Source organism: Sphingopyxis sp. (assembly GCF_050725655.1).
Classification (GTDB): domain Bacteria; phylum Pseudomonadota; class Alphaproteobacteria; order Sphingomonadales; family Sphingomonadaceae; genus Sphingopyxis.
Window position 1 is genome coordinate 1 of record NZ_JBOHHT010000103.1, and the last position, 24,586, is coordinate 24,586.

A 24,586-nucleotide genomic window follows, 5' to 3' on the forward strand; every position below is an offset into this window, starting at 1 on the left:
CATATGTACTGACGATGGCAGGCGCATAGCGAAGGCGTTCGCGAAGCGAACGGCAAGCTATGCGCCGGTGCCGGCAAGCGGCAGCCATCGGCACGGCCTGCGGGGCGGCGATCCGAAAGATCGCCGAACCCGTCTGACGGCAGGCGGCGGCTTTGCCGTCGCCCAAGCCACCACCCGTTCCCTTACTCGATCGTGCAACCCACCACGCGCCATTCGCCGCCTTCGCGAACCAGCGACAGCGTTTCGATCGCCCCGGCCTTGTTCACGTAGCTCGTCCTGAACTTCACGACCTGATAGCCATAGGGCGGCGCGGGCACATTTTCCTCGCTGATCAGTTCGCGCGAGACGAGCGCGCCGAGCGGGGTGCGAACCGCCTTCGACACTTCGGCCCACCTCTCGCTGGTATTGAGCGACTTGAACGCCTGTCCCGTCGCATTCCAGCTACCGTTCCAGTCGCCCTTGTCGGTCAGGGCTAGCCACCGCCGCGCCGCCCGCACTGCGGCGGTTTCGGCAGCCGGAGCCGCAATAGCGGCCGGCTTTGGCGCGGCGGGCGCCCCGGCGGTCCCCGACAAGGACGCGAGAGCAAAGAGAGCAAGGCTGATCGACATGAATATTCCTCCGGCTATCCAGCCGAAGCGGCGCGACATGGGGCGCGTCTCGACCGGTGTCCGAGGTTCTTCCATGTCCGTGACGCCAGCCGCAGCCCCCAAAACCCTGTCCGCCAAAAATTGGGGGTCCTGCCGTTCGATCTCGCGCAGTTGCCGCGCGGCCTCGCGGCTGCTGGACGCCGACATCTTGCGCCGCGCGTCGCGCAGCCGTTCGTTGATCGTGTGGACCGACAGTCCCAGATGCCGCGCCATCGATTTCGCGTCATGCCGATCGACCAGCAGGCGCAACGTCTCTTTTTCTTTTTCGGTGAGCGCCTGAAGTCCTGTCATGAGCCTGCCTGCATTTGCGCCGGATCGGCCGGCCGGTTTACGCAACGCCGAAATGGCCTGCCACCCCAAATAAATCGTACCTCAATTTCGGATGCGAAGCGCCCCGGCGACGGTCTTGCTGTTGCGAATCAAGCCGCTACACCCGACGCATGACCGAAGCATCGCTTACCGCTGCCCAGCAAGACCTCGCCCGCGCTTATGCCAGTGGCGCGCCCGGCGTCCTCGTCTCGGGCCTCGTCTGGCTGATCGCGGGGACGGTGTGGCAGCTTCACGGCACCATGGCCGCCTTCGCCGCGCTGTTCATCGGCGGCATGGCGATCCACCCGCTGGCGGTGCTCATCGAGCGCATTGTGTTTCGCGGGCCCAAGGCCACCATCGGCAAGGCGCTCGAGACGCTCGCGATCGAGGCGACAATCCCGTTGTTCGTTGGCGTGCTCGTCGCGTGGATCCTGCTCGTCCGCGCGCCCGATCTCGCGATCCCCGTCTTTGCCGCGATCGTTGGCGCGCGCTATTTCCTCTTCCGCACCATGTGTGGCGAGATGGCCTATTGGGTGCTCGGCGGCGCGATCCTGCTCGTTGCCGCACTGGCACTCTTCGGCATCGCCCTGCCCGTTAATCTCGGTTTCCTCGTCGGCATCGTCGAACTGATCGCCGCCGCGTGGATCTTGCGGCGTTGGCGCGCGCGAACATGAGCACCCCGCCGCTCCATCCCCCGGTCAAACGATCGGTGACCATCGCGGGCCATCCGACCTCGATCAGCCTTGAGCCGATGTTCTGGGACGCGCTCGAAGCCGAAGCCGCGCGGCAGGCGCTGCCGGTCAACGCGCTCGTCGCGCGGATCGACGTCGAGCGGATGGAAGCCGACGATCCGCCGAACCTTACCTCGGCGATCCGCCAGTGGCTGTGGAGGAAGCGAGCGGCCGGCTAAATCGCGCCGTAGACCGCCGATCCGAACGCCGCACCCTTGTCGGGCGCATGATGCAGGAACAGCGACGGTTCGATCAGCTCAAGTTCCATGATGTGGAGCTTGCCCGCCGCATCGCCGACCATGTCGGCGCGCGCATAGACGGGCGGTGCGGGAGCGGCCGCCAGCGCCGCCACGGCGAGGGTCTGCGCTGCGTCGCTCGCGTCCCACGGTGCTTCGTGTCCGCCGAACTGCTCCTGCACGCGAAAGTCGCCCGAAGCGGGACGCTTGACGATCGCGTGGCTGAACTTGCCGGCGAAGAAGAAGAGCGAAAATTCGCCTTCGGTCAGAATGCCGGGCATCAGCGGCTGGACGAGGCGCCGGACACCCAAAGCATCGGCCGGAATCGGCGCGCCGGGCTCGATGCGATGCGTCCCGTCGGCGCCGCCCGAGATCGCCGGCTTGATCACGACCTCGTCGGTCGCGAGCTCGGCCATCGCCTCGGCCAGGCTCGCGTCGTCGAGCGCATCGACCTCGACCGTCGGCACGACCGCGACGCCCTTTGCGCCGAGTTCGCCGAGATACGCCTTGTCGCTGTTCCAGCGCAGCACCGGCACCGGATTGGCGACCGGCAGGCTCGCTTCCTCCAGCCGGTCGAGCAGGGCATACCAGGCCGCGACGTCGCGTTGATAGCCCCAGGCGAAGAGCGGCAGGATCAGGTCATAACCCGACAGGTCGCCCGGATCTGTCCATACGCGCTGCTCGACGATCAGCCCGGCCGCGGTCAGCGCCGCCGCCTTGCGGGCAAAGGCGGGCTGCCACTTTTCATAATAGTCGGGCGCCGGGACGAGGATCGCGACGCGGGGCTGAAAGGGCATTACCTCCCCAGCAACCCGCGCGCCTGCCCCGCGATATGCGACAGCATCGCGCCGTTCGGGTTCGGGATCATCCGCGCCCGGTCGACCGTCGCGCGGAATTGCTCGACGCGCGGGGCGTGGTCGGCGAGCCATTTGGTCACCGCCGCGTCGAGATCGCCCTTCGGCAATTGGCCAAGGAAGGTCAGCCGCATCTGCTGGAAATCGCGGGCGAGGCTGTTGACGAGCAGGCGTTCCCACGGATCGGCGGGGCTCATATGCGCCGCCAGCGTCTGCGCCCAGTCGAGCCCCAGCGCTTCGCCCAGATGCGTGAAGGCGCTGGTCACCGCAACCTCGTCGTCGCCGCGCCGTTCGGCAAGGTCGACGATACCGATCGCGCCGTCGGTCTTGAACAGCCGCACGACCGACGAGGTCAGCGCCTCGGGTGCGCCCGCGTCGAGCAACTGCTGCGTCAGCATGTCCCACTGGTGCTTGACCGAGGGGCTGAGCAGGGTGTCGACGCTCGCGTTGAGGCGATCGACGCCAGGTTCGAGCCGCGCAACGACCGGGCCCGGGTGCGACAGTTTCTGCGTCACGCGCAGCAGGTCCGCCATTTGCGAGGTCATCGCCGACGCCGCCTGGCTGAACAGCGACAGGCGGATGCTCTCGTCGATCTTTGCCGCGTCGAGCGCGTCCCAGATCGCCGGCAGGTCGAGCAGGCGCTCGACTGCGACGAACGCCGCGGCGATGTCGCCAAGCGCGCAGCCTTCTTCTTCGACCAGTTCGAAGGGATGGACGATGCCCATGCGGTTGATGATGCGGTTCGCGATCTTCGTCGCGATGATTTCGCGGCGCAGCTGGTGATCGGCGATCGCCTGCGCAAAATCGCGCTGCATCTCCTCGGGGAAGGCCGCCGCGAGGTCGCTGCCCAGCGCGGGATCGTTCGGCAGGTCGCTATGCTCGATCGCATCCTGCAACGCGAGCTTCGCGGTCGAGAGCAGCACGGCGAGTTCGGGGCGGGTCAACCCGCGCCCTTCTGCGGCGCGGCGCATCAATTCGTCGTTCGCCGCCAGTCCTTCGACCTTGCGGTCGAGCCGGCCCGATGCCTCGAACGTTTCCATGATCCGCACCAGCGACGGCACCGCCGCCGATCCGCCCTTTTCGGCGATCGACAGCGCGAGCGCTTGAAGCCGGTTGTCCTCGAGCACCAGCGCCGAGACATCGTCGGTCATGCGCACGAGCAAAGCGTCGCGGTCCTCCTGCGCGAGGCGACCTTCGGTCATCTCGCGGTTGAGCGCGATCTTGATATTGACCTCGTTATCCGAGCAGTCGACGCCCGCGCTGTTGTCGATGAAGTCGGTGTTGATCCGCCCGCCCTTCGCCGCGAAGGCGATACGCGCGGCCTGCGTGGTGCCGAGGTTCGCACCCTCGCCCACCGCACGCACACGCAGATCCTCGGCATCGACGCGCAGCGCGTCGTTGGCGGGATCTCCGACCTCAGCGTTATTCTGGCTCGCGGCCTTCACATAGGTGCCGATGCCGCCGAACCAGAGCAGGTCGACCGGCGCCTTCAGGATCCCCGAGATCAGCGAGCCGGGGTCGATTTCGGGCACCGACAGGCCGAGCAGCGCCTGCACTTCGGGGCTCAAGGGAATGCTCTTCTGGCTGCGCGGGAAGATGCCGCCGCCCTTCGAGATCAGCTTGGCGTTATAATCGGCCCAGCTCGAGCGCGGCAGCGCGAACATCCGTTCGCGCTCCTTCCAGCTTTTCGCCGGATCGGGATTGGGATCGAGGAAGATGTGGCGGTGGTCGAATGCCGCAACGAGCTGGATCGCCTTCGACAGCAGCATGCCGTTGCCGAACACGTCGCCCGACATATCGCCGCAGCCGACGACGCGGATCGTGTCGCTCTGTACGTCGACGCCCATTTCGGCGAAATGGCGCTGGACCGAGAGCCACGCGCCCTTGGCGGTGATGCCCATCGCCTTGTGGTCATAGCCCTTCGACCCGCCGCTCGCGAACGCATCGCCGAGCCAGAAATCGCGCTCCATCGCCAGCGCATTGGCGACGTCGGAGAAGGTCGCGGTGCCCTTGTCGGCGGCGACGACAAAGTAAGGATCGTCGCCGTCGTGGATCACCACGCCCTTCGGATGCACGACCTTGCCCGCCACCAGATTGTCGGTGATCGACAATAGCGAGCGGATGAAGATGCGATAGCATTCGGTGCCCTCGGCGAACCAGGCATCGCGGTCGAGCGACACATCGGGCAGCGCTTTCGGATAGAAACCGCCCTTCGCGCCGGTCGGCACGATAACGGCGTTCTTGACGCGCTGCGCCTTCATCAGCCCGAGGATCTCGGTGCGGAAGTCGTCGCGGCGGTCGGACCAGCGAAGGCCCCCGCGCGCGACGGGGCCGGCGCGCAGGTGAATGCCCTCGACGCGCGGCGAATAGACCCACACTTCGCGCCACGGCAGCGGCTTGGGCAGGCCGGGGACAAGGCTCGAATCGATCTTGAACGCGAGCGCTTCCTCCGCGGCAGGCGCGAAGGCGTTGGTGCGCAACGTCGCGCCGATCACCGCGTGGAACAGACGCAAGATGCGATCCTCGTCGATCGACTTGATGTCGGCAAAGCCCGCCATGATGTCGGCTTCGAGCGCCTCGGCACGCTTCGCATCGCGCGTCTTGGGATCGTGGAGCGCCGCGAAACGCTCGATCAGCGCCGAGGTCATCGCAGGCGCATGGCGCAGCGCGCTCACGACCGTGTCCATGCCATAAGCCGAACCGCCTTGGCGCAGGTAACGGAACCAGGCGCGCAGCCACACGATCGCGCGCGGGTCGGTCTGGTTGGTGAGCACGAGTTCGTTGAACGCGTCATTTTCGGCGCGCCCGTCGAGCACCGCCGCGATCGCGCCTTCGAGCACTTCGGCATAGGGCAGCAGCGCGAGCTCGTCGACGTTGGCGGGCAGCCGCAGCGTGAAATCGTGGATCACGATCGCCTGCTCGTCTTCGCCCTCGGCGCCGGGGGCGCGGCTCTGCAGCGCGGTCGGGATTTCCTCGAGCACCTCGAAGCCGAAATGTTCGAGCGCGGGGACGACGGCGGACAGCGCGAGCGGGCCGACCGCGCTATAGACTTTCAGCCGCAGCCTGTCATCGCCATCGAGGCTCTTCTTCGCCAGCCGCACGCTGCGCGGCTTCTCGGCATCGAGATCGCGGAGGCGCAGGATGTCGCGCGCCGCTTCCTCGGGATTGTAGAGGTTGCGGTAATTGGGCGGGAAGGTCGGCGCAAAGCGCGCCGCAAGCGCCGCCGCACGGCCGGGGTCGCCGCGCTTCGCCAGCGCCGCTTCGACCTCGGGCTGCCAGCCACGCACCATCTGTTCGAGCTGCGCGTTGAGCGCCTCGGTATCGGGCACGACACCGCCGCTGCGTAGGTCGAGCGTATAGCGCAAGAGCGCCGCACCGCCGTCTTCGAGCACCATCGTCCAGCCGATGACGCCGGCTTTCGCTTCGCGCACCAGCAGCGATTCGACCGCGAGGCGGCGGCCGGTCGAGACCTCGTCGCGCGGCAACCAGACAAAGGCGAACAGGTGGCGGCCAAGCGCACTCTGCACCGTCACCACCTTCGGCCGCGGCCGGTCGGTGATCGACATCGAAGTCAGCACAAGCTCTTCGAGCGAGGCGGCGTCGAACGCGATGAGCAGGTCGTGCGGCAGCGCGGTCAGCGCATGCGCGAGCGCCTTGCCCGCGTGACCCGTCGGATCGAAGCCGAATTTCGCCATCAAGGCTTCGAGCTGCGCGCGCAGCACCGGCACCTTGTCCGGCCGCGCCGACAGCGCCGCGCTGGTCCACAGGCCCGCATGGATCGACAGGCGTTCGACCTTCTTGCCCTTGAGTTCCGGAATAATGACGAGGTCGAGCAGCACGCGGCGATGCACCGCCGACAGCCGGTTCGACTTGATGAGCAGCGGTGCCGTGCCCCCCTGATCGAACCAGGCGAAGGCGGCTTCGAGTGCAGCAGGTGACAGGAGCTGGCTCTCGCCGCTCTCGCTGATCCCCAGCGAATCCTGGACCTTGCCATCGCGCGTGCGCCATTCATGGCCAAGCTGGGTCATTGCCCCACCCTCGAACCAGCGCAGCAGTTCGGCGGCCTCGCCCTCGACGCGCATCGCGGCATCGGCGAGCATCGCGGCGCGCATCGCGCGCCAGTCGCGCACCGCGGCGCGCACATCGCGCAGCGCGGCTTCGAGTCCGTCGAGCAGGCGCCGGCGCGCGCGCGCGTCGCCGCGCTCGAGTTCGATATAGATAACCGATTCGCGGCCCGAACCCTCGCCTGCTTCCTGCAGATGGCCCTTGGCATCGCGCTTCACTGCGACGACGGGGTGAAGGATGCGGTGGACCGCCAGCCCCTGCGCGGCGACCGCCTGCGAGGTCGAATCGACGAGGAAGGGCATGTCGTCGTTGATGATGACCAGCCGCATGCGGCGGTCGGTGCCGTCGGCGGCGATCGGTTCGAGCAGCAGCGACGGGGTCTCTCCGGCGCGGTCGAGCGCGGCGCGCGCGGCGAACTGGCTCGCGTCGGCGAGCGCCGCCTTGTCCATATCGTCGCCTTCGCCCGGCAGCGCGCTGCCACGCAGAGCGGCCAGATAGGCGGCGGCTATTTTAGGAGGAATTTTTGCGGTGGAGGTGGTGGTGTCCGTTTCCGGCGTGTCGGACAAATTCTGAGACATAAAATGCTGCATCCCGAACCAAAGAGGGGGATCCCAACCGACGATCGGCGGGGGCCCGTTCGCTGCCGCCCCCTATGCGCCTGCGCGGCGCGCGGCTCAAGACCTCGTTCGCACGCCCGCGTTAAATAATTTCAATTTTCGGATTTTCTGTTGCGTGAACGCTCTCAGCCGCGCCCTAGCCGCCCTGGGTGATCGGAACCGCCTTCTTCGCCAGCTTCGCAACCAGCGCCGGATCATCGGCCGCCTTTGCGACAATACCGATGTGTCCGCCCGGCATCGCGCGCGCGATCAGCACGACGAATTCGGCGTCGCCGGCGTCATGTTCGAGAATGAGTGCGGGATGCGCGCGGCGCAATGCGTCAAGCTTCTCGTCGGGGCGTTCGGGGGCGTCGACCGGCTTGCGGCGCGCACGTGCATCCTTGACCAGGCCCTTGAGCCCGCCCGGATAGCGGTCGAGATAGGTCGCAAGTTCGCCGCGACCGACGCCTTCGTCCTTGGCATGACCGAGCACACAGGCATATTCGGCAAGCCGCGTCTTGTCATAGGTCGCACCGAAAACCAGCTTCACGACCGGCGTCATCGGCGCACGGTCCTGCACCGCCAGCCCGGCGTCGTCGAGCAGCGCGGCAAATTCTTCGGGCTGCTCCTCGGCGGCGAGCGCGAAATCCCACGCCTTGCCGACCGCCTGATAGAGCGCACCGCGACTCCGGCTGTCGGCGGCGATCGCGCGCTCGGCCGTTTCGCGCGCAAGCGCGAGCCAGTCGGCGAGTTCGGCATCCTGCCCCGGGTCGACCGGCACCTCGTCCTCGTCTGCCCCGACCTCGACGTCCAGAATGAGGTCCGCACCGTCGCCCAGCCCGGCGAAACCGGGGGTCGCATCAACCACGACATCGTCGTCCAGATGCTCCGAGTCGGGGCCGTCGGCCCAGACGGGCACCGGCGCGGTCAGCGGCGCGGCACTGCGCAGCGCCTGTTCGACCGAGAGCTGCAGTTCCTCGGCCTGATCGGCGCCGACAGCCTCCTTCCAGTTGATCACGCCCATGATGAAATCGATCGTGTCGTCGTCGGACGAAAAGGGCAGCAAGATGCCCCGGTACATGATCGTCGTGCCGCGATCGTTGACGAACTCGGCCTCGAAGCCGATCGGCGCGCGGTTGGCGATGATCTGGAGATAATGGTCGGTCAGCCGCGACAGCAACGAGCGGCCCGGAATCTGGCTGATATAATGGACGTCCTCGTCGATCTGCGATTCTTCGCGCAGTTTGTCGCCGAGAAAGGCGATTCCCGGGTTTTCGACCCCGGCGGTGAAGTCGAGCAGCACCGAGTGCGAACCGAAATCGGCGCCGTCGAGATCGAGGTCCTCGACCGACGGATAAGCGCGGTCGGCGAGCAGCGAGGCCCAGTAATTATAGGCCCGCACCTGCATCCGCCGTTCGTCGATGCCGACGGACGCGGGCGCGTCGATCGCCCCGTCCTCCTGGTCGTGGCTGCCCGAAAGCAGTCCGCGCATGCTGTCCATCATTTGTCCCCAGTCGCAAACATCGGTAAATGTTATGCACCGGAACTGGTAAAAGCGGCGTAAACGATGGCCGGCGCGGCCCGCTGCCCTGCGCGGCCCCCTATTCGCCTACCGGAAGGACGACCGCACTTCCTCGGCCGCGCCCTGCGGGTCCTGAAGATGGGGATAATGGCCGATACCCGGGAGAAGTCGAAATTCGACCCCGATCCGCCGGGCGAGTTCGGCGCCCATGCCCGGGGTTGATAAAGACGTCCTTCTCGCCCCACATGATCTTCACCGGGGTTTTCAACCGCGGGATGTTCGCCTCGAAAAGATTCTGGTCGCGGCTGAAGTGCGAATAGTAATGATAAAAGGCATCGGCCGAGATCATCGCGCCCCATCCGCGCAGCCGGCCCCCCTGATAGGCTTGCGATAGTTCGAACTGCGCTTCGGGCGCGAGCCCCCGCCGCGTCGAATTTTCGAAAATGTCGTCGCGTGCCTTGTTGAACTCGATGCGGGCGGTCGCCGACGTCGCCGGCGATTTCAGCTTTTGCAGGCGCTCCTGCATATATTGCGGCCGGTCGAACGGCGCGAAATCGCCGACGATGATCATGCGCGCGATTTCGGGATCGTCGAGCGCGGCGAGCAGCGCGGGGAGCGCGCCGATGTCGGTCGCATAGATCGTCAATTTCGACCGGTCGATGCCCGCCTTCGCGATATAGTCCTTGAGGACGCGGGCATAATCGCGCGGCGCATAAGCGAATATATCGGCGGCAGGACGCGACGACTGGCCGTAACCCGGCCAGTCGAACGCATGGACCTCAAAATCGTCCGCGAGCGCCGCCGCCATGTCCTGCCACACATAAAGTGCCTCGGGGAATCCGTGCAGCAGGAGCACCACCCCCTTCGGTTCCGGATGATGGACGACCATGTTACGCAGCGTGATGTCCCGGTCGAGTTCGATGAAACCGATCTCGACCTTCGGCGCCATGCCCTCGGCCAATGAGGGCACGGCGCCGAACGCAAGGGTGGCGGCAAATGCGGCATGAAGGAGCTTGTTCATGACGCGACTTTTTCAGCAGCCCGGTACCGCGCCGCGGGGGTGCTGGTGGACAGTTCGCCCGCCATCGCCTGCCGCGTCGCCTCGAACGCATCCCAGCGGCTTTCGTCGTGAAGGCTGGGAATCGTGACGAATTCTTCGCGCGCGAGCCCCACGAGCGCCGCATCGACAAGGTCGTCGGCCCGCATGACGATTTCGCCGGGCAGATGGTCGACGGGCGTGCCCGCAATATCCCAGAAATCGGTCGCCGTTGCGCCCGGAAGGACGACCTGGATCTGGACACCGGTGCCGGCAAGTTCGTGACGCAGATTCTGGCTGAAAGCGAGGACGAACGCCTTGGTGCCGCCATAGACGCCGTTGAGCAGTTCGGGCGTCACCGCGACGATCGAGGCGATGTTGACGATCGTGCCGCGCCCGCGGGCGGCAAAGGCGGGAACCGCAGCATAGCTCAGCCGCATCAGCGCATTGACGTTGAGCGATACCATCGCGCTCATCGCATCGACGGCGGCCTCCAGCGTCAGCGCGGTCGATCCGATACCGGCGTTGTTGACCAGCATCGTGATGCCCGCATCGCTCGCCAGCCGGTCCTCGATCGTCCGCAGATCGGCCGCGTTACCAAGGTCGGCGGGAAGGGTTTCGACCTTGCGGCCGGTTTTTTCGCGGATCGCATTGGCGACCTGGTCCAGCTTGTCGGCGCTGCGCGCGACAAGGATCAGGTCGTAACCCTGGCGGGCGAGGCGATCGGCATAGAGGGCGCCGATTCCGCTCGACGCGCCGGTGATGAGGGCGGTGCCCTTTGCTTCGTTCATGATGCTTCCTTTCCAAGTGAAGTGGGGATGGAAGCAATTTAATTTGCAGGCTGGGGGGCCAGTAGCCGGTCGATCCAAGAGCCAGCCTCTCGCCGGCCGGAAGGGTCAGTCGGGCGTGAAACCGTCACAGGTGGCGCGCAGGCGCGGGGCGGCCCAATCGATGAAGCTGCGAACCTTCAGCGGCAACAGACCCTGCCGCGGATAGACGATATGGATCGGCCGCGGTTCGCCGTCATAGTCGGTCAGGATCGGCACGAGCGCGCCCGACGCGATCTCGTCGGTCAGCTGATAGTCGAGCAGTCGCGCGATCCCGGCGCCGGCGACCGCCGCCGCCAGATTGCTCGCCGCGGCGTTGACCGCGACACGGGTACGCGGCGTGATGATCCGGTCCTCGCCGTCCACATGAAAGGTCCAGAATATCGGTGTGGGGCCAAAGGATATGCCGTCATGTTCGGGCAGTTCGTCCGGGGACTGCGGCGTACCGCGCCGTTCGAGATAGCCCGGGCTGGCGCAGGTGATCAGGCGAAACGCCCCCGTCCGGACCGCATAAAGCGAGCTGTCGGCGAGATGCCCGAGGCGAATGGCGATGTCGACATGCTCCTCGACCATCTGGACCATCCGGTCGGTGGTGACGAACCGCAACGTGACTTCGGGATATTCGTCGATGAAGGCGAGCGCGAGCGGCACGATGTGAAGCGCGCCGAACTCGACCGGCATCGTGATCGCCAGTTCGCCGCGCGGCGTCTGATATTCGCCCGATGCGCGCCGCTCAGCCTCGTCGAGGTCGGCGATGATCCGCCGCGCCGCCTCGACATAGTCGCGCCCCGCGTCGGTGAGCTGGATGTTGCGGCTGGTCCGGACAAGCAGATTGGTGCCGAGATGGCGTTCGAGATCGGCGACCTTGCGGCTGACACTGGGCAGCGGCGCGCCGAGTTTTCGGCTAGCCGCCGACAGGCTGCCCGCGTCGACCACCGCCAAAATGACCCGCATTGCGTCGAGACGATCCATCGGCTCCCCATTCTTCCTGACGCCCGTTTAGCCGCAATTGCACGCCGGACATAGCGGCGGCGCAATCACCCGGCAAACCGGGTGCCGATGCGCCATTCCCTTCGGAATGTTGATTATTATGTATGGTTTCAATGAAGAATATTACCATGCTTATTTCAACGATGCACATAAAACTGTTATACTTGTGTATATTAATTCAGATCTTCCTTTGCCGATTGCCCTGCACCATATGCTTTGTGCATGGTATGTGCCATGCTTCACATTGGAGTCGAAAATGACGAGCGGTGATGTTGGCAACGAAAAGCTGCGCTGGATCCTGTGGTCGGGCTGGCACGGAAAATGCCCCGAATGCGGCAAGGGCCATATGTTCCGTTCGTGGCTGAAACTCGCCGACCGCTGCGAAAATTGCGGACTCGATTTCAGCTTTGCCGCGCCCGACGACGGCCCCGCCTTTTTCTCGCAATGCATTGTCGCCTTTCCGCTGACGTTCGTCGTTGTGTGGCTGCAGATCGCGTACAGCCCGCCGCTGTGGATCCATCTGGTCTTCTCGATCCCGATCATGGTCATCGGGTGCGTGCTGCCCTTGCGGCCGATCAAGGGCTGGCTGGTCGCCTCGCAATATGTGAACAAGGCGCAGGAATCGGGGACCGAGCATTTGTGGGCAAAGCTGAATGCGCGCGCGAAGCACGAAGCGGACGAACGGCATGGCAAATGACCCATGGTTGCCCGACATCGCCGGGGCCGCGGGACCCAAATATAAGGCGGTAACCGCTGCGATATCGGCGGCGGTCGCACGCGGCGACCTGCGCCATGGCGACCGCCTGCCGCCGCAGCGCGACCTCGCGGTGAAACTCGGCATAGATCTCACCACGGTCACCAAGGCCTACGACCTCGCGCGGCAGCGCGGGTTGATCGTAGCGCGCGGCCGCGCGGGCAGCTTTATCAGCGAGGATGTGCGCACCGGCGAGGTCGCGACCGCGGCACAAAGCGACATCGCGATGAACAGCCCGCCGATCCCGATCGAGAGCCGGTTGACCGACGCGATGGCATCGGCGCTGGCCACGCTGGCGCGCGCCGACGGCCTCGCGCGGCTACATTACCAACGGCCCGGCGGCGCGGCGGCGGACCGCGAAAGCGGCGCCGAACTGCTCGCGCGCACCGGCCTGTCATCTTCGGTCGAACAGATCGTGGTCACCGCCGGCGGACAAAACGGGTTGCATGCCGTGGCTTCGACGATCCTGAAGCCCGGCGACCGCGTCGCGTGCGGGCGCTTTGTCTATCCCGGCTTCGCCGCGATTGCGCGGCGCATGGGGGTCACGCTCGTCCCGCTGGCGGAAATGACCGCCGACGCATTGGAGGCGGCGCACGCCGCCGCGCCGCTGCGCGCGCTTTACGTCGTGCCGACCAACGACAATCCGACCACCGCGACGATCGAGATCAAGGAACGGCGGAACATCGCCGCATGGGCGCAGGACGCGGGTGTCCAGATCATCGAAGACGATGCCTATGGCCTGCTGCCCGACGCGCCAATCCCCGCCGTCGCGAGCTTCGCACCCGAGATTAGCTGGTATGTCGCGAGCGTCGCGAAGATCATTTCGCCCGCGCTGCGCGTCGGCTTTGTTCGCGCACCGGGCGTCGCCGAGGCCATGCAACTTGCCTCGGTCCAGCATGAAACCGCGGTCATGGCCCCGCCGCTCAATGTTGCGATGGTGTCGCTGTGGCTTGCCGACGGCAGTTTCGACACGCTGGTCGATGCAGTGCGCAAGGAAGCGATCTGGCGGCAGAAGCTGGCGCGCACCGTACTCGGAGACGGGCGCCATGCCGCGCATCCGCAAGGCTATCACCTCTGGTTGCCGCTGGCTGGCGACAGCCATCCCGACACGCTGGCCGCCGCGCTTGCGCTCGACGGATTGTCGGCGGTGCCGTCGGACCGCTTCGCGGTTGCACCCGAAGCGCCGAGGGCGATGCGCATCTCGCTCGGCGGCACGATCGACCGCCGCGGGCTTTCGCGCGCGCTGCACCGGCTCGCGGCGCAGTTATGGACACCCGGCGGCGCGCCGAGCCATATCGTCTAGGTCGACCAGCCGCCCGCGAGCGCGCGGAACAGCGCGATCTGGCGCCGCGAGATCTGCCCGTCCTGTTCGGCAAGCGTCGCCTCGGCTTCGGCGAAGGTGCGTTCGGCGTCGAGCCATTCGAACGAATCCGATGCGCCTTCCTCGCGCTTGGCGCGGACGATCCGCGCCGCGCGTTCGGACTGGTCGCGCGCAGCACGCAGCGCCTGCCGCTGTTCGAGCGAACGCGCATAGGACGACAGTGCCGTCTCGGTTTCCTCGAGCGCACGCAGCACCGTGCCATCGAATTCGGCGAGCGACGCCTGCGTATCGGCCTCGGCCGCCGCGATTCGCGCCCGCGCGGGTTCCTGATTGGGGAACGCCCAGTTGAGCAGCGGTCCGAGCAGCCAGCGGATAGGCCCGCCGCCGAACACGTCGCCAAAGCCCGATCCGGTCGAACCCGCCGAACCGCCAAGCGTGATGCGCGGATAGAGGTCCGCGGTTGCGACGCCGATGCGCGCGGTGTCGGCGGCCAGGCGGCGCTCGGCGGCGCGAATGTCGGGACGGCGCTTCAATAGCGCCGCCCCATCACCGACCGGGATGGGATCGGTGATTTCGAGGCTGATGTTGCGATCGCCAGCGATGGCGGGCAACGCGGCGGGGGCACGACCGGTCAGAGTCGCGAGGCGGAACAACGCCGCCTGCCGCTCGGCCTCGATGGAAGGAATGTCTGCCGAACGCTGGTCGCGCAGCGTCGTGATGCGCGCGAGGTCGAGCCCCGTCGCCATCCCGACGTCCTTGCGGCGCTGCGTCACTTTGACCTGCTGGTCGAGCAGGCCGACGATTCGCCGCGCGACGTCGAGCCGCGCCGCGCCCGAGGCGGCGTCGGCATAGGCTTGCGTCGTGTCGGCGGCGACGATCACGCGCACCGCGTCGGCGTTCGCTTCGGCAGCGGCGGTATCGCCGCGCGCGGCCTCGACCGAGCGGCTGACGCGGCCGAACAGGTCGACCTCGTACGACACGTTGATCCCGACATCGACCGCCCAATCCTCGCGGTCGGCGTTCGGAAGACGCTGGCCTTCGGGGCTGCGGCCGTAATTGGCGCCGGCGCCGATCTGGCCCTGCGGTAGCCGGTCGGCGCGGGCGCCGCGCAGCGACGCGCGGGCGCGAGCGATATTCGCGACCGCGACGCGGACGTCGGTGTTGCTGGCCAGCGCATCGCCGACCAGCCCGTCGAGGACGGGATCGTCATAGAGCCGCCACCAGTCGCCCGCGACGGGCGCGAGCGTCACCGAGGGGCTGTTCGCCGAAACGAACGACCCGGTTGCGACGGGCGCCGACGCCGACTTCGGCTCGGCATAGTTGGGGCCGACGGCGCAGGCGGCGAGCGCAAGCGCCGAGGCGGCGGTGAGGATATTGCGGAGGATCATGATGTTACTCCCTATTCCGCCGGAACCGGCAGCGCGGCCCCGTGGTCGTCCGACCCGCGCCGCGCCCGCCGCTCGGCCGACCAAAGGCTGAGCGAGCGCGCGACGACGTAGAAGGTCGGGGTGAAGATGAGGCCGAACGCAGTCACGCCGAGCATGCCGAAGAAGACCGCGGTGCCGAGCGCTTGGCGCAGTTCCGCCCCCGCCCCGCTCGCGATCAGCAACGGCACCGCGCCGAGGATGAAGGCGAAGCTGGTCATCAGGATCGGACGCAGACGGTCGCGCGCGGCGCGCACCGCGGCTTCGATCGGCGACAGGCCATCCTGTTCCTCGGCCTGCTTGGCGAATTCGACGATCAGGATCGCGTTCTTCGCCGCAAGCGCAATCAGCACGACAAGCCCGATCTGCGTCAGGACGTTGTTGTCCATGCCGCGCAAATTCACGCCGACCATCGCCGCGAGCAGACACATCGGCACGATGAAGATGATCGCCAACGGCAGCATCAGGCTTTCATATTGGGCCGCGAGCACGAGGAAGACGAAGACGACTGCGAGCGCGAAGACGATGCCCGCGGTGTTCGCCGCCGCCTTCTGCTGGAAGGCGATGCCGGTCCATTCGGTGCCGTAACCCGCGGGCAGCGATTCGCTCGCAAGCTTTTCCATCGTCGTCAGCGCCGCGCCCGAGGATGCACCGGGGGCGGTGTCGCCGTCGATCTCGACCGCGGGGAAGAGGTTGTAGCGCGTGACGCGATACGGCCCCGTGCGGTCCTCGAAATTCGCAACCGACCCGATCGGCACCATCGCGCCTGAATCGGACCGCGTCCGCAGGTTCGCGATATCGGCGACGGTCTGGCGATAGGGCGCATCGGCCTGTGCGGTGACGCGATAGGTGCGGCCGAGCAGGTTGAAGTCATTGACGAACGCCGAGCCCAGATAGACCTGCAACGCTTCGAACACCCGCTCGGGCGGCACGCCGAGCATATTCGCCTTCGCCCGGTCGATGTCGGCATAGACGCGCGGATTGCTCGGGTCGAAGAAGGTGAAGACGTTGGCGAGCCCCGCGGTCTGGTTCGCCTTGCCGATCAGATTGTTCGTCTCATTGGCAAGCGCCGCATAACCGTTGCCACCACGATCCTGCACGATCATGCGGTAACCACCCGCCGAACCGATCCCCTGGATCAGCGGCGGCGGGATGATGACGATCTGCGCCTCGGTGATATCCGCGGTATTGGCGCGCGCCTGGTTCATGATGTCCTCGAAATTGACGCCAAGCTTCCCGCGTTCCTCGAAGGATTTGAGCGGAAAATAGGCGGCGGCCGAGTTCGGCGCGAGCGTCTGCGACGGGCCGTCGAAGCCCGCGAGCATCACCGAACCGAGGACGCCCTTGATCGGCAGCACGCGGCCAGCGACCTTCTTCAGCACCGCATCGGTGCGTTCGACCGAGGCGCCCGAGGGCAGCTTGGCGACGACGAGGAAATAGCCCTGGTCCTGCGCGGGGATGAAGCCGGTCGGCGTCGCCCAGAACAGCGCCGCGGTTGCGGCGATCAGCGCACCATAGGTGACCATCATCTTCTTCGGCGCGCGCACCAGCCGGTCGGTGAGCCGCGCATAGCCGTTGCTCAGCTTCTCGAAGCCTTCGTTGAAGCGTTCGCCGGCGCGGTGGATACGCGCCATCAGCCATCCGTCGGCCTGCGCAGGGGCGTGCGGCTTGAGCAGGATCGCCGCCAGCGCGGGCGAAAGGGTCAACGACAGGACCAGCGAGATGATGGTCGCGGTCGAAATCGTCACCGCGAACTGCTGATAGAAAGCGCCCGACAGGCCGGTGAGGAACAAGGTCGGCACGAACACCGCGCAGAGCACGAGGACGATCGCGACGAGCGCGCCCGACACCTCGTCCATCGACGTGCGCGCGGCTTCGAGCGCGCTCATGCCCTTCTCGAGGTTGCGCTCGACATTCTCGACGACGACGATCGCGTCGTCGACGACGATGCCGATCGCCAGCACCAGCCCGAACAGCGAGAGGTTGTTGAGGCTGTAACCGAAGGTCGCGAGCACGACGAAGGTGCCGATCAGCGACACCGGGATCGCGAGCACCGGAATGATCGCCGCGCGCCATTTCTGGAGGAACACCAGAATGACGATGACGACGAGGATGACGGCTTCGAACAACGTTTCCATCACCGCGTCGATCGACTGTGCGATGAATTCGGTGGGGTTATAGATGACGCGATATTCGAGGCCCTTGGGGAAGCTTTTCGATGCCGCCGCCATTTCGGCCTCGACCGCCTGCGCCGCGGCGAGCGCGTTCGAACCCGGACGCTGGAAGGTCGCGAGAATGACCGTCGGATCGCCCGACAGATAGGTGTTCGAATTATAGTCCGAAGCACCGAGTTCGACGCGCGCGACGTCCGACACGCGGACCTGCCGCCCGTCGGCGTCGGTGCGGATAACGATGTTGGCAAAATCCTTGGGGTCGGTCAGGCGGCCCTGCGTTTCGACGCTCAACTGGAAGCTGCTGCCATTGGCATGCGGCGGCTGGCCGAGCGAACCCGCAGCGACCTGCACATTTTCGCGCCGCAGCGCGGTGACGATCTCGCCCGCGGTCAGGTCGAGCGCGGCGGCGCGGCCGGGATCGATCCACACGCGCATCGCATAATCGCGGCTGCCGAACAGGCGCACATCGCCGACGCCGTCGATGCGGGACAGGCGGTCGCGCAGCTGGGTCAGAGCATAGTTGGAGATATAGGCGCGATCGAGCGACTTGTCGGGCGACACGAGGTTCACGATCAACAGGAAGTCGGGCGAGGTCTTGCGCGTCACGACGCCCAGCCGCTGCACCGTTTCGGGCAGGCGCGGGGTCGCGATCGCGACGCGGTTCTGCACCAGTACCTGCGCGGCATCGAGGTCGGTGCCGATCTTGAAGGTCACGGTGATCGTGACGACGCCGTCGCCGGTCGACTGGCTGCTCATATAGAGCATGTTGTCGACGCCGTTGATTTCCTGCTCGATCGGCGCCGCGACCGTGTCGGCGACGGTTTCGGCCGACGCGCCCGGATAGGTCGCGGTGACGGTCACCGTCGGGGGGACGATGTCGGGATATTGCGAGACGGGCAGGCCGATATAGGCGACCGCACCGACGATGGTGATGATGACGGCGAGCACCGCGGCAAAGATCGGCCGGTCGATGAAAAAGCGGGATAGGCGCATGGGAGAGCCCCTGTCTGAAAATTGGTCTGATCATCCCCTCCCGCTTGCGGGAGGGGCAGCGAGACTGCGAGCTTAGCTCGCTAGTCGCAGCGGGGTGGGCAGCTGAGAGGGCGCTGGCCCACCCCCGCCTCCTCCCGGAAGCGGGAGGGGTGAGTATTTACCTCGCAAATGTCGCCTGCGCCGACACCGGTTCGACCGCGGCGGCCGTCCCCTTCGGAGCTACCGAAGCGGCGATCTTGCCAGCCTTGGTCACCGCCTTGGTGCCGGGACGGGCGAATTGATAGCCGTTGATGACGATCTGATCGGTGGGCGTCAGGCCCGAGCGGATGACGCGCAGGCCATCGAGTTCGGGGCCAAGCTCGACCGGCTTCGCCGCGACCATTCCGTCCTTGCCGACGACATAGACGATCTTGCGCGCCTGGTCGGTCTGCACCGCGGCGGCGGGGATCAGCAGCGCACGCGCCGTCTGGCCGGTCGACAGGCGCATGTTGCCGAACATGCCGGGGGTCAGGAACATTTCGGGATTGGTGAAGCGGCCGCGGGCGCGGATCGTGCCCGAACGCGGGTCAAGGCCGTTGTCGGTGAAGTCGAGCTGCCCCTTCCAGCGATAATCGCTTTCGTCCTGCAAGCGGACTTCGACCGCTGCCCCCTTGTCGCCGCCTTCGCGCTTGGTCTTGAGGAACAGCGCTTCGGAGCCCTGGAAGGTGAAATAGATCGGATCGAGCGCGTTGATCGTCGTCAGCAGCGTACCGCCGGCATCGCCCGCCGACACGAGGTTGCCCGCGTCGATCTGGCGATCCGAAATCCGGCCGCTGAGCGGCGCCCGCACGACGGTGAATTCGACGTCGAGCGACCGTGCCGCGATACGGGCATCGGCACCGGCGAGTGCGGCATTCGCGGCATTCACTCTGGCGCGCAGCCGGTCGATCTCGCTCTGCGACACCGCCTCGACGTCGACGAGCCGCCCGGCGCGTTCGAGTTCGAGCCGCGCGAGCGCGAGGTCGCTGCGCGCGCTCGCCGCCGAAGCACGCGCTTCGGCGAGCGCGGCGCGATAGGGGCGCGGATCGATCGTGAAGAGCGGCTGGCCCTGGCGGACGATCTGCCCGTCGGTGAAGTGGATCGCGGTGATCGCGCCCGAGACGCGCGGACGGACTTCGACCGCCTTCGACGCCTCGAAACGGCCGATATATTCGTCCCACAGCGTCACGTCGCGCGCGATTGGCGCTGCAACGGTGAGCACGGGCGCGGGCGCGGCGACGGCCTGCGGCGCGCCGTCGCGGAGCAGCCACCAGGCGCCGATGACAAGCACGAGGAACGCACCGATCCACGCAGCGCGGCGGCCGCGGCCCGGATTGAGCAAGATCCTGAGTTCGCGGCGGACCTTCGCATCGGCGGGGTCGAGTTTTTCGATCGGGGTGTGGACGGTCATGGAATGCCCTCTTCTCTTCGTTCGGTTCGGCTGCGCGCGAGGCGCAGCGGGTCGCGGCTCCGAAAGCGCTCGCCTTCGGTCCAGTCTCGAAACAGTCCTCATTGCTGGACGGCCCTCTTCGAAGAGGACGGCCGCCCCTCCGGTCACCCGCATGTCGAATGCGCGCGCCGGCTCCCTGTTATGTCTTGCGGACGAACGCCGACGGGCATCCGGCCGGAGCAAGACCCGCTCCCGGGAAAATATTCGATGGTGAAATTTCCGACCGCCGCATGATCTTTGCCACGCAGCGGTCGGTCTCGGGGAGAGTCTTATGTTTGTATACTGAGTGGTATATAAGTCATGCTGCGCTGCGTCAAGACCATTCTGTACCGGGCAGTAAAATTTTTCTTTCAGAGCATTTACCGAAAAAGCGGGCGCCGGTTTTTCGGCCGGTAAATGCTCGGATCAACGCCCCGGCCAGAGTTTCAGGCTGGTTTCGACGAGGCGTTCGAGCTCGGCGCGCGTCGCGCCAGCTCCGGCCTGCACCGACATGCCTTGATTGACCGCGGTCAGGAACGCAGCCAGACCTTCGGCGTCGGTGTCGGGTGGGAAGTCGCCCTCTTCCTTGGCGCGCGCGAAGCGTTCGAGCATCGCGCGCTTCGCCGCCGCGCCGCGTTCGAGCACGGCGTGGCGAATACATTCGGCCTCCGCACCGCACGCAACCGACGTGATCACGCCGAGGCAACCGTTCGGATTCTCGGGGCAGGTATACATGTCGAGCGCGCCATACATCAGCCGCTCGGCGACGCCGCGCGCGGTCGGCGCATCGAGCGCCGCGCGCATATAATCGGCCTTTTCGCGCTCATAGAGGTCGAGCGCCTTGTTGAAGAGCGCTTCCTTGTTGCCGAACGCGGCATAAAGGCTGGGCTTGGTAATCCCCATCGCCTCGGTCAGATCGGCCATCGACGCGCCCTCATAGCCCTTCGACCAGAAGACGCGAAGCGCCGACGCCAGCGCCATATCGACGCAAAATTCGCGCGGACGGCCCTTGTGCGGAGTGGCGACGGTGGCGGTTTCGATTTCCATAACGGCTGGTATATAAGTGGTGGATCGCAACTTGTCCAGTGGCACGCCGGTCAGGCGAGCCGCGTGTCGATCGGCAGCCCGCCTTTCAACGTCAGCGTCACCGGCGTTCGCTCGGCAATGTCGGCGAGCCGCGCCTTCTGCTCCTCGTCGAGCCCCGCGATCGTCAACACCCGGTCGATCCGCAGCCCATCCTTGCTGAGCAGCCGCAAACCGACCTCGACCGACTCCAGCAGCCACCCCTTGCGGTCGGCGTACATGCGCAACGTGATCGCGGTGCACGCGCCGAGGCCCGCGAGCAGGAAATCATAGGGCGCCGGCCCCAGATTCTGCCCGCCCAGCCCCGGCCCCTCGTCGCCGATCAGGTCATGGCCGCTGACGTTGATCGCGGTGCGATAATGATCCTTGCCGATGCGGGCGGTGCCATGGGCCATGCTGCTGTCCTTTTCCGGAGGGTTTATGGCGTCCAGCTATTCCGGCCCCGCATCGAAACGGCAAGCGGAAACCCCGGGCCCGATCAACAACGAAGCGCAGTACCGCCGCGTGCTTGAGCTGATCCAGGACGCGAAGGTCTGCTCGAATATACAAATGCCCGGACGATCTTACGGCGCGGGAAGGTCGCAGCCGCCTGAAGCCATGCGCACCGGGCCGGCACCGCCTGTCACATCATCGCAATCCTGCCTTCCTAGCTTTGCCGGGCCTGCAGGAGAGCAACATGGACGACATGCTGACCAGCCTTGACCGCATCAAGGGCGAGATTGCCGACAGCTTCGACGAGGAGCTGGAGATGGAAATGGACGAGAGCCGGCTCGAGTCGTTGCTCGCCGACCTCGCCGACCATCCCGATCGCGAAGCGATCGATCGCCGCATCTATTTCCGCGAGCTGTTCCGGTTGCAGCACGAACTCGTCATCCTGCAGGACTGGGTCCAGACGCAGGAGCTGAAGGTCGCGGTGCTGTTCGAGGGACGCGATTCGGCGGGCAAGGGCGGCGCGATCAAGCGCATCACCCAGCGGCTCAATCCGCGCGTATGCCGCGTCGTCGCGCTGCCCGCGCCCAGCGAGCGCGAGCGCACGCAATGGTATTTCCAGCGCTATGTCCCGCACCTGCCCGCGGCGGGCGAGATCGTGCTGTTCGACCGCAGCTGGTACAACCGCGCCGGCGTCGAGCGTGTGATGGGATTCTGCACCGAGGACGAGTGCGAGGAGTTTTTCCGCTCGGTCCCCGAATTCGAGCGGATGCTGGTGCGGTCGGGGATCATCCTCGTCAAATACTGGTTCTCGATCACCGACGAGGAACAGCAGTTCCGGTTCCAGATGCGGATTCACGACCCGCTGAAGCAATGGAAACTGTCGCCGATGGACGTCGAATCGCGGCGTCGCTGGGAAGATTACACGCGCGCGAAGGAGGATATGCTCGACCGCAAGCATATCGCCGAGGCGCCATGGTGGCTGGTCGAGGCGGTCGACAAGAAAAAGGCGCGGCTGAACTGCATCGCGCACCTGCTCGAACAGATCCCCTATCGCGAGGTCGAGAAGCCGCCGGTCGTGCTGCCCGACCGCGTCCGCCACGCGGACTATGCGCGGCACGAAATCCCGCCCGAGATGTACGTGCCCGAGCTATATTAGCAGATGCGGCACCGGCCCGCTCCCCCTCCCGGCCTCCCTGACGATAGTAGCCTATGGGAGGCCGGGAGGGGGAGCGGGCTGGTGCCGTTCTCGAACCTATCCCGCAAAATCGCGAATCATATTCTTTGCGATGACTAGCTGCTGGATCTGGGTCGTTCCTTCATAAATCCGGTAAATGCGGCAGTCGCGATAGAAGCGTTCGGCCAGATATTCCTTTAGATAGCCCGCGCCGCCGTGGATCTGCACGACGCGGTCGGCGACGCGGCCGCACATTTCGCTGGCGAACATCTTCGTCGCCGCGGCCTCGAGGAGGATTTTCTCGCCGCGGTCGGCGCGCGCGCAGGCGTCGGCGAGCATGCATTCGGCGGCATAGATTTCGGCCTTGCTGTCCGCGAGCATCGCCTGGATCAGCTGGAAATTGGCGATCGGTTCGCCGAACGCCTTGCGTTCCATCGCATATTTCAGACCCGCGTCGAGCATGCGCTTCGCATAGCCGACGCTGGCCGCCGCGACCGACAGGCGGCCGTTGTCGAGGCTCTGCATCGCGGCGCGGAAACCGATGCCTTCCTCGCCGCCGAGCAGCGCGTCGCCGTCGACATGGACATCCTCGAGGATGACGTCGGCGATTTGCGATCCCGCCTGGCCCATCTTGCCGTCGGGTTTGCCGATCGACACACCCGGCGCGTCGCGCGGGACCATGAAGGCGCTGACATGGGCGTTCTTGGGCAGCGCCTCGGCATTGGTGCGCGCCATGACGAGAATGACGTCGGCGAAGGGCGCGTTGGTGATGTAGCGCTTCGTACCGTTGAGGACATAACCGTTGCCGTCGCGCACCGCGCGCGTCTTCATCGCGGCGCTGTCCGATCCGCTATCGGGTTCAGTGAGGCCGAATGCCGCGATTTCTCCGGCCGCGAGCTTGGGCAGCCAGTGCTCCTTCTGCTGCGCAGTGCCGAAACCGACCAGCGATTTGCACACCATGCCGATGTTGATCGAGATGATCGAGCGATAGGCTGGCGAGGCATAGGCAATTTCGCGGATGAAGCCGACATATTGGCTGACGTTCATGCCCGCGCCGCCATATTCCTCGGGCATCGTGACCCCGAACAGGCCCATATCGCGCATTTCCGCAAGGATATCGTCAGGAACGCGGCCGAGTTCCTCAAGCTGGTCTTCGGCTGGAATCAGCCGCTCGCGGACATAGCGCTGCAGCTGTTCGATGAAGGCTTCATAGATGTCGGCGTCCATTCCCGGATTGCTCATCGTCTTCCCGTCCCTTGGCTTATTGTTCGGCGTAGGTGTCTATCGCCGAGAAGATGCGCGTGAGTTGCTCGCGCTCGTTGGCATCGATGTCGGGGCGCCAGATTTCGAACAGCAGGATCGTGCGGTCGCTGGTGCCGCGGTTCCATGCCTCATGCTCGAAACTGTCGTCGAAGATCAACATCTCGCCCTCGCGCCACGCGCGCGTTTCGGCACCGACGCGGATGCCGCAACCGTCGGGAACGATCAGCGGCAGGTGGCAGATCAGGCGGGTGTTGAGCATGCCCTGATGCGGCTGGATGTGGGTATCGGGGGTCAGGCGCGAGAAGAGCGCGATCGGTGCGCGGCCCGCGATCACTGGCTGTGGCGCCAGTTCGAGCGCGGCGAGGGTAACAGGGCAGAGTTTGTCCATGCCGTCGGCGATGACCCGTCCTTCCACAGCCACGCGGCACCCCAGTCGGGTTTGTCGAGCAGCGGATTATTGGGCGGTGGTCTGTCCGGGTTGGCGGTCACATAAGGGCCGAAACGATCGGACGCATTGTCGATCATGGTCAGAAGTTCGGCGCGGATCGCGTCCGTCGCGGCTTCGACTGCAGGAACCCAATCGAAGTCGGCACGGCCGAAAAAGGGGCGCTGTGCAAGGCCGGGGAAGTAGAACATGCTCGGCTGCTGTAGATAGAGCGGCTGTTCGCCTGCGAGCATCCGGAGTGCTTCGGCGACGCGGGGCGTTGC

The 24,586-nt window shown here is 66.0% G+C and carries 19 protein-coding genes and 1 pseudogene; 5 read left to right on the forward strand and 15 right to left on the reverse strand.

Annotated elements, in window-relative coordinates; translation table 11 throughout:
- Positions 1 to 182 precede the first annotated feature (182 nt).
- A complete protein-coding gene (locus ACREBX_RS15770; protein ID WP_431562686.1) occupies positions 183 to 938 on the reverse strand; it encodes a DUF4019 domain-containing protein in 756 nt (251 codons plus the stop codon).
- Positions 939 to 1,087: 149 nt separating this feature from the next.
- On the opposite strand from ACREBX_RS15770, the gene ACREBX_RS15775 reads away from it, so the two are divergent.
- Together ACREBX_RS15775 and ACREBX_RS15780 are read left to right on the forward strand one after the other, a co-directional pair.
- A complete protein-coding gene (locus ACREBX_RS15775; RefSeq protein WP_431562687.1) occupies positions 1,088 to 1,630 on the forward strand; it encodes a DUF7010 family protein in 543 nt (180 codons plus the stop codon).
- Complete coding sequence (locus ACREBX_RS15780; protein WP_431562688.1) at positions 1,627 to 1,866, forward strand: ribbon-helix-helix domain-containing protein; 240 nt, start codon at positions 1,627 to 1,629, stop codon at positions 1,864 to 1,866. The genes ACREBX_RS15775 and ACREBX_RS15780 overlap by 4 nt, the downstream gene beginning before the upstream one ends.
- Here the strand turns inward: ACREBX_RS15780 and ACREBX_RS15785 are convergent.
- From ACREBX_RS15785 to ACREBX_RS15810, 6 genes are all read right to left on the reverse strand, one after another.
- Entirely contained in the window at positions 1,863 to 2,720 is an 858-nt protein-coding gene (locus tag ACREBX_RS15785) for an ATP-grasp domain-containing protein (RefSeq protein ID WP_431562689.1), read from the reverse strand. The genes ACREBX_RS15780 and ACREBX_RS15785 overlap by 4 nt on opposite strands.
- Complete coding sequence (locus ACREBX_RS15790) at positions 2,720 to 7,420, reverse strand: NAD-glutamate dehydrogenase (RefSeq protein ID WP_431562690.1); 4,701 nt, start codon at positions 7,418 to 7,420, stop codon at positions 2,720 to 2,722. Before ACREBX_RS15790 ends, ACREBX_RS15785 begins: the two co-directional genes overlap by 1 nt.
- Positions 7,421 to 7,595: 175 nt before the next feature.
- Positions 7,596 to 8,939 carry a PAS domain-containing protein gene (locus tag ACREBX_RS15795; RefSeq protein WP_431562704.1) on the reverse strand — a complete coding sequence of 448 codons (1,344 nt, stop codon included), beginning with the start codon at positions 8,937 to 8,939 and terminating at the stop codon, positions 7,596 to 7,598.
- A gap of 100 nt (positions 8,940 to 9,039) precedes the next feature.
- On the reverse strand, positions 9,040 to 9,981 hold the full coding sequence (locus ACREBX_RS15800) for an alpha/beta fold hydrolase (protein WP_431562691.1): 942 nt from the start codon (positions 9,979 to 9,981) through the stop codon (positions 9,040 to 9,042).
- Positions 9,978 to 10,787 carry an SDR family NAD(P)-dependent oxidoreductase gene (locus ACREBX_RS15805; protein WP_431562692.1) on the reverse strand — a complete coding sequence of 270 codons (810 nt, stop codon included), beginning with the start codon at positions 10,785 to 10,787 and terminating at the stop codon, positions 9,978 to 9,980. The genes ACREBX_RS15800 and ACREBX_RS15805 overlap by 4 nt, the downstream gene beginning before the upstream one ends.
- Positions 10,788 to 10,892: 105 nt before the next feature.
- A complete protein-coding gene (locus ACREBX_RS15810; protein WP_431562693.1) occupies positions 10,893 to 11,795 on the reverse strand; it encodes a LysR family transcriptional regulator in 903 nt (300 codons plus the stop codon).
- 274 nt (positions 11,796 to 12,069) lie between these two features.
- On the opposite strand from ACREBX_RS15810, the gene ACREBX_RS15815 reads away from it, so the two are divergent.
- The gene (locus tag ACREBX_RS15815; protein WP_431562694.1) at positions 12,070 to 12,510 is read left to right on the forward strand and encodes a DUF983 domain-containing protein; all 441 of its coding nucleotides are present in this window, start codon (positions 12,070 to 12,072) and stop codon (positions 12,508 to 12,510) included.
- The gene (locus ACREBX_RS15820) at positions 12,500 to 13,870 is read left to right on the forward strand and encodes a PLP-dependent aminotransferase family protein (protein ID WP_431562695.1); all 1,371 of its coding nucleotides are present in this window, start codon (positions 12,500 to 12,502) and stop codon (positions 13,868 to 13,870) included. The genes ACREBX_RS15815 and ACREBX_RS15820 overlap by 11 nt, the downstream gene beginning before the upstream one ends.
- Here ACREBX_RS15820 and ACREBX_RS15825 read toward each other — a convergent pair.
- From ACREBX_RS15825 to ACREBX_RS15845, 5 genes are all read right to left on the reverse strand, one after another.
- A complete protein-coding gene (locus ACREBX_RS15825; RefSeq protein WP_431562696.1) occupies positions 13,867 to 15,276 on the reverse strand; it encodes an efflux transporter outer membrane subunit in 1,410 nt (469 codons plus the stop codon). The genes ACREBX_RS15820 and ACREBX_RS15825 overlap by 4 nt on opposite strands.
- Before the next feature lie 11 nt (positions 15,277 to 15,287).
- Positions 15,288 to 18,479: an efflux RND transporter permease subunit gene (locus ACREBX_RS15830; RefSeq protein WP_431562697.1), complete on the reverse strand. Its 3,192-nt coding sequence runs from the start codon at positions 18,477 to 18,479 to the stop codon at positions 15,288 to 15,290.
- A gap of 157 nt (positions 18,480 to 18,636) precedes the next feature.
- Positions 18,637 to 19,908 carry an efflux RND transporter periplasmic adaptor subunit gene (locus ACREBX_RS15835; protein ID WP_431562698.1) on the reverse strand — a complete coding sequence of 424 codons (1,272 nt, stop codon included), beginning with the start codon at positions 19,906 to 19,908 and terminating at the stop codon, positions 18,637 to 18,639.
- Between the two features lie 444 nt (positions 19,909 to 20,352).
- Entirely contained in the window at positions 20,353 to 20,973 is a 621-nt protein-coding gene (locus tag ACREBX_RS15840) for a TetR/AcrR family transcriptional regulator (protein WP_431562699.1), read from the reverse strand.
- Between the two features lie 50 nt (positions 20,974 to 21,023).
- Positions 21,024 to 21,404 carry an OsmC family protein gene (locus tag ACREBX_RS15845; RefSeq protein ID WP_431562700.1) on the reverse strand — a complete coding sequence of 127 codons (381 nt, stop codon included), beginning with the start codon at positions 21,402 to 21,404 and terminating at the stop codon, positions 21,024 to 21,026.
- A gap of 281 nt (positions 21,405 to 21,685) precedes the next feature.
- Here ACREBX_RS15845 and ppk2 point away from each other — a divergent pair, with 281 nt between their 5' ends.
- Positions 21,686 to 22,597, forward strand: a complete 912-nt coding sequence (ppk2, locus tag ACREBX_RS15850) for a polyphosphate kinase 2 (protein WP_431562701.1) — start codon at positions 21,686 to 21,688, stop codon at positions 22,595 to 22,597.
- Positions 22,598 to 22,693: 96 nt separating this feature from the next.
- On the opposite strand, the gene ACREBX_RS15855 is transcribed toward ppk2, so the two are convergent.
- The 3 genes and pseudogenes from ACREBX_RS15855 to ACREBX_RS15865 all read right to left on the reverse strand — a co-directional run.
- Entirely contained in the window at positions 22,694 to 23,857 is a 1,164-nt protein-coding gene (locus ACREBX_RS15855; protein ID WP_431562702.1) for an acyl-CoA dehydrogenase family protein, read from the reverse strand.
- Between the two features lie 19 nt (positions 23,858 to 23,876).
- Positions 23,877 to 24,266 carry an aspartyl/asparaginyl beta-hydroxylase domain-containing protein gene (locus ACREBX_RS15860; RefSeq protein ID WP_431562703.1) on the reverse strand — a complete coding sequence of 130 codons (390 nt, stop codon included), beginning with the start codon at positions 24,264 to 24,266 and terminating at the stop codon, positions 23,877 to 23,879.
- Positions 24,209 to 24,586, reverse strand: a pseudogene (locus ACREBX_RS15865) (aspartyl/asparaginyl beta-hydroxylase domain-containing protein); the annotation flags it as partial. The pseudogene ACREBX_RS15865 and the gene ACREBX_RS15860, both read right to left, overlap by 58 nt.

Bases quoted from the DNA above. Each gene is read 5' to 3' on its own strand.
- ACREBX_RS15770 (WP_431562686.1), bottom strand. From the start codon at position 938: ATGACAGGACTTCAGGCGCTCACCGAAAAAGAAAAAGAGACGTTGCGC.
- ACREBX_RS15775 (WP_431562687.1), top strand. From the start codon at position 1,088: ATGACCGAAGCATCGCTTACCGCTGCCCAGCAAGACCTCGCCCGCGCT.
- ACREBX_RS15780 (WP_431562688.1), top strand. From the start codon at position 1,627: ATGAGCACCCCGCCGCTCCATCCCCCGGTCAAACGATCGGTGACCATC.
- ACREBX_RS15785 (WP_431562689.1), bottom strand. From the start codon at position 2,720: ATGCCCTTTCAGCCCCGCGTCGCGATCCTCGTCCCGGCGCCCGACTAT.
- ACREBX_RS15790 (WP_431562690.1), bottom strand. From the start codon at position 7,420: ATGTCTCAGAATTTGTCCGACACGCCGGAAACGGACACCACCACCTCC.
- ACREBX_RS15795 (WP_431562704.1), bottom strand. From the start codon at position 8,939: ATGGACAGCATGCGCGGACTGCTTTCGGGCAGCCACGACCAGGAGGAC.
- ACREBX_RS15800 (WP_431562691.1), bottom strand. From the start codon at position 9,981: ATGAACAAGCTCCTTCATGCCGCATTTGCCGCCACCCTTGCGTTCGGC.
- ACREBX_RS15805 (WP_431562692.1), bottom strand. From the start codon at position 10,787: ATGAACGAAGCAAAGGGCACCGCCCTCATCACCGGCGCGTCGAGCGGA.
- ACREBX_RS15810 (WP_431562693.1), bottom strand. From the start codon at position 11,795: ATGGATCGTCTCGACGCAATGCGGGTCATTTTGGCGGTGGTCGACGCG.
- ACREBX_RS15815 (WP_431562694.1), top strand. From the start codon at position 12,070: ATGACGAGCGGTGATGTTGGCAACGAAAAGCTGCGCTGGATCCTGTGG.
- ACREBX_RS15820 (WP_431562695.1), top strand. From the start codon at position 12,500: ATGGCAAATGACCCATGGTTGCCCGACATCGCCGGGGCCGCGGGACCC.
- ACREBX_RS15825 (WP_431562696.1), bottom strand. From the start codon at position 15,276: ATGATCCTCCGCAATATCCTCACCGCCGCCTCGGCGCTTGCGCTCGCC.
- ACREBX_RS15830 (WP_431562697.1), bottom strand. From the start codon at position 18,479: ATGCGCCTATCCCGCTTTTTCATCGACCGGCCGATCTTTGCCGCGGTG.
- ACREBX_RS15835 (WP_431562698.1), bottom strand. From the start codon at position 19,908: ATGACCGTCCACACCCCGATCGAAAAACTCGACCCCGCCGATGCGAAG.
- ACREBX_RS15840 (WP_431562699.1), bottom strand. From the start codon at position 20,973: ATGGAAATCGAAACCGCCACCGTCGCCACTCCGCACAAGGGCCGTCCG.
- ACREBX_RS15845 (WP_431562700.1), bottom strand. From the start codon at position 21,404: ATGGCCCATGGCACCGCCCGCATCGGCAAGGATCATTATCGCACCGCG.
- ppk2 (WP_431562701.1), top strand. From the start codon at position 21,686: ATGGACGACATGCTGACCAGCCTTGACCGCATCAAGGGCGAGATTGCC.
- ACREBX_RS15855 (WP_431562702.1), bottom strand. From the start codon at position 23,857: ATGAGCAATCCGGGAATGGACGCCGACATCTATGAAGCCTTCATCGAA.
- ACREBX_RS15860 (WP_431562703.1), bottom strand. From the start codon at position 24,266: ATGGACAAACTCTGCCCTGTTACCCTCGCCGCGCTCGAACTGGCGCCA.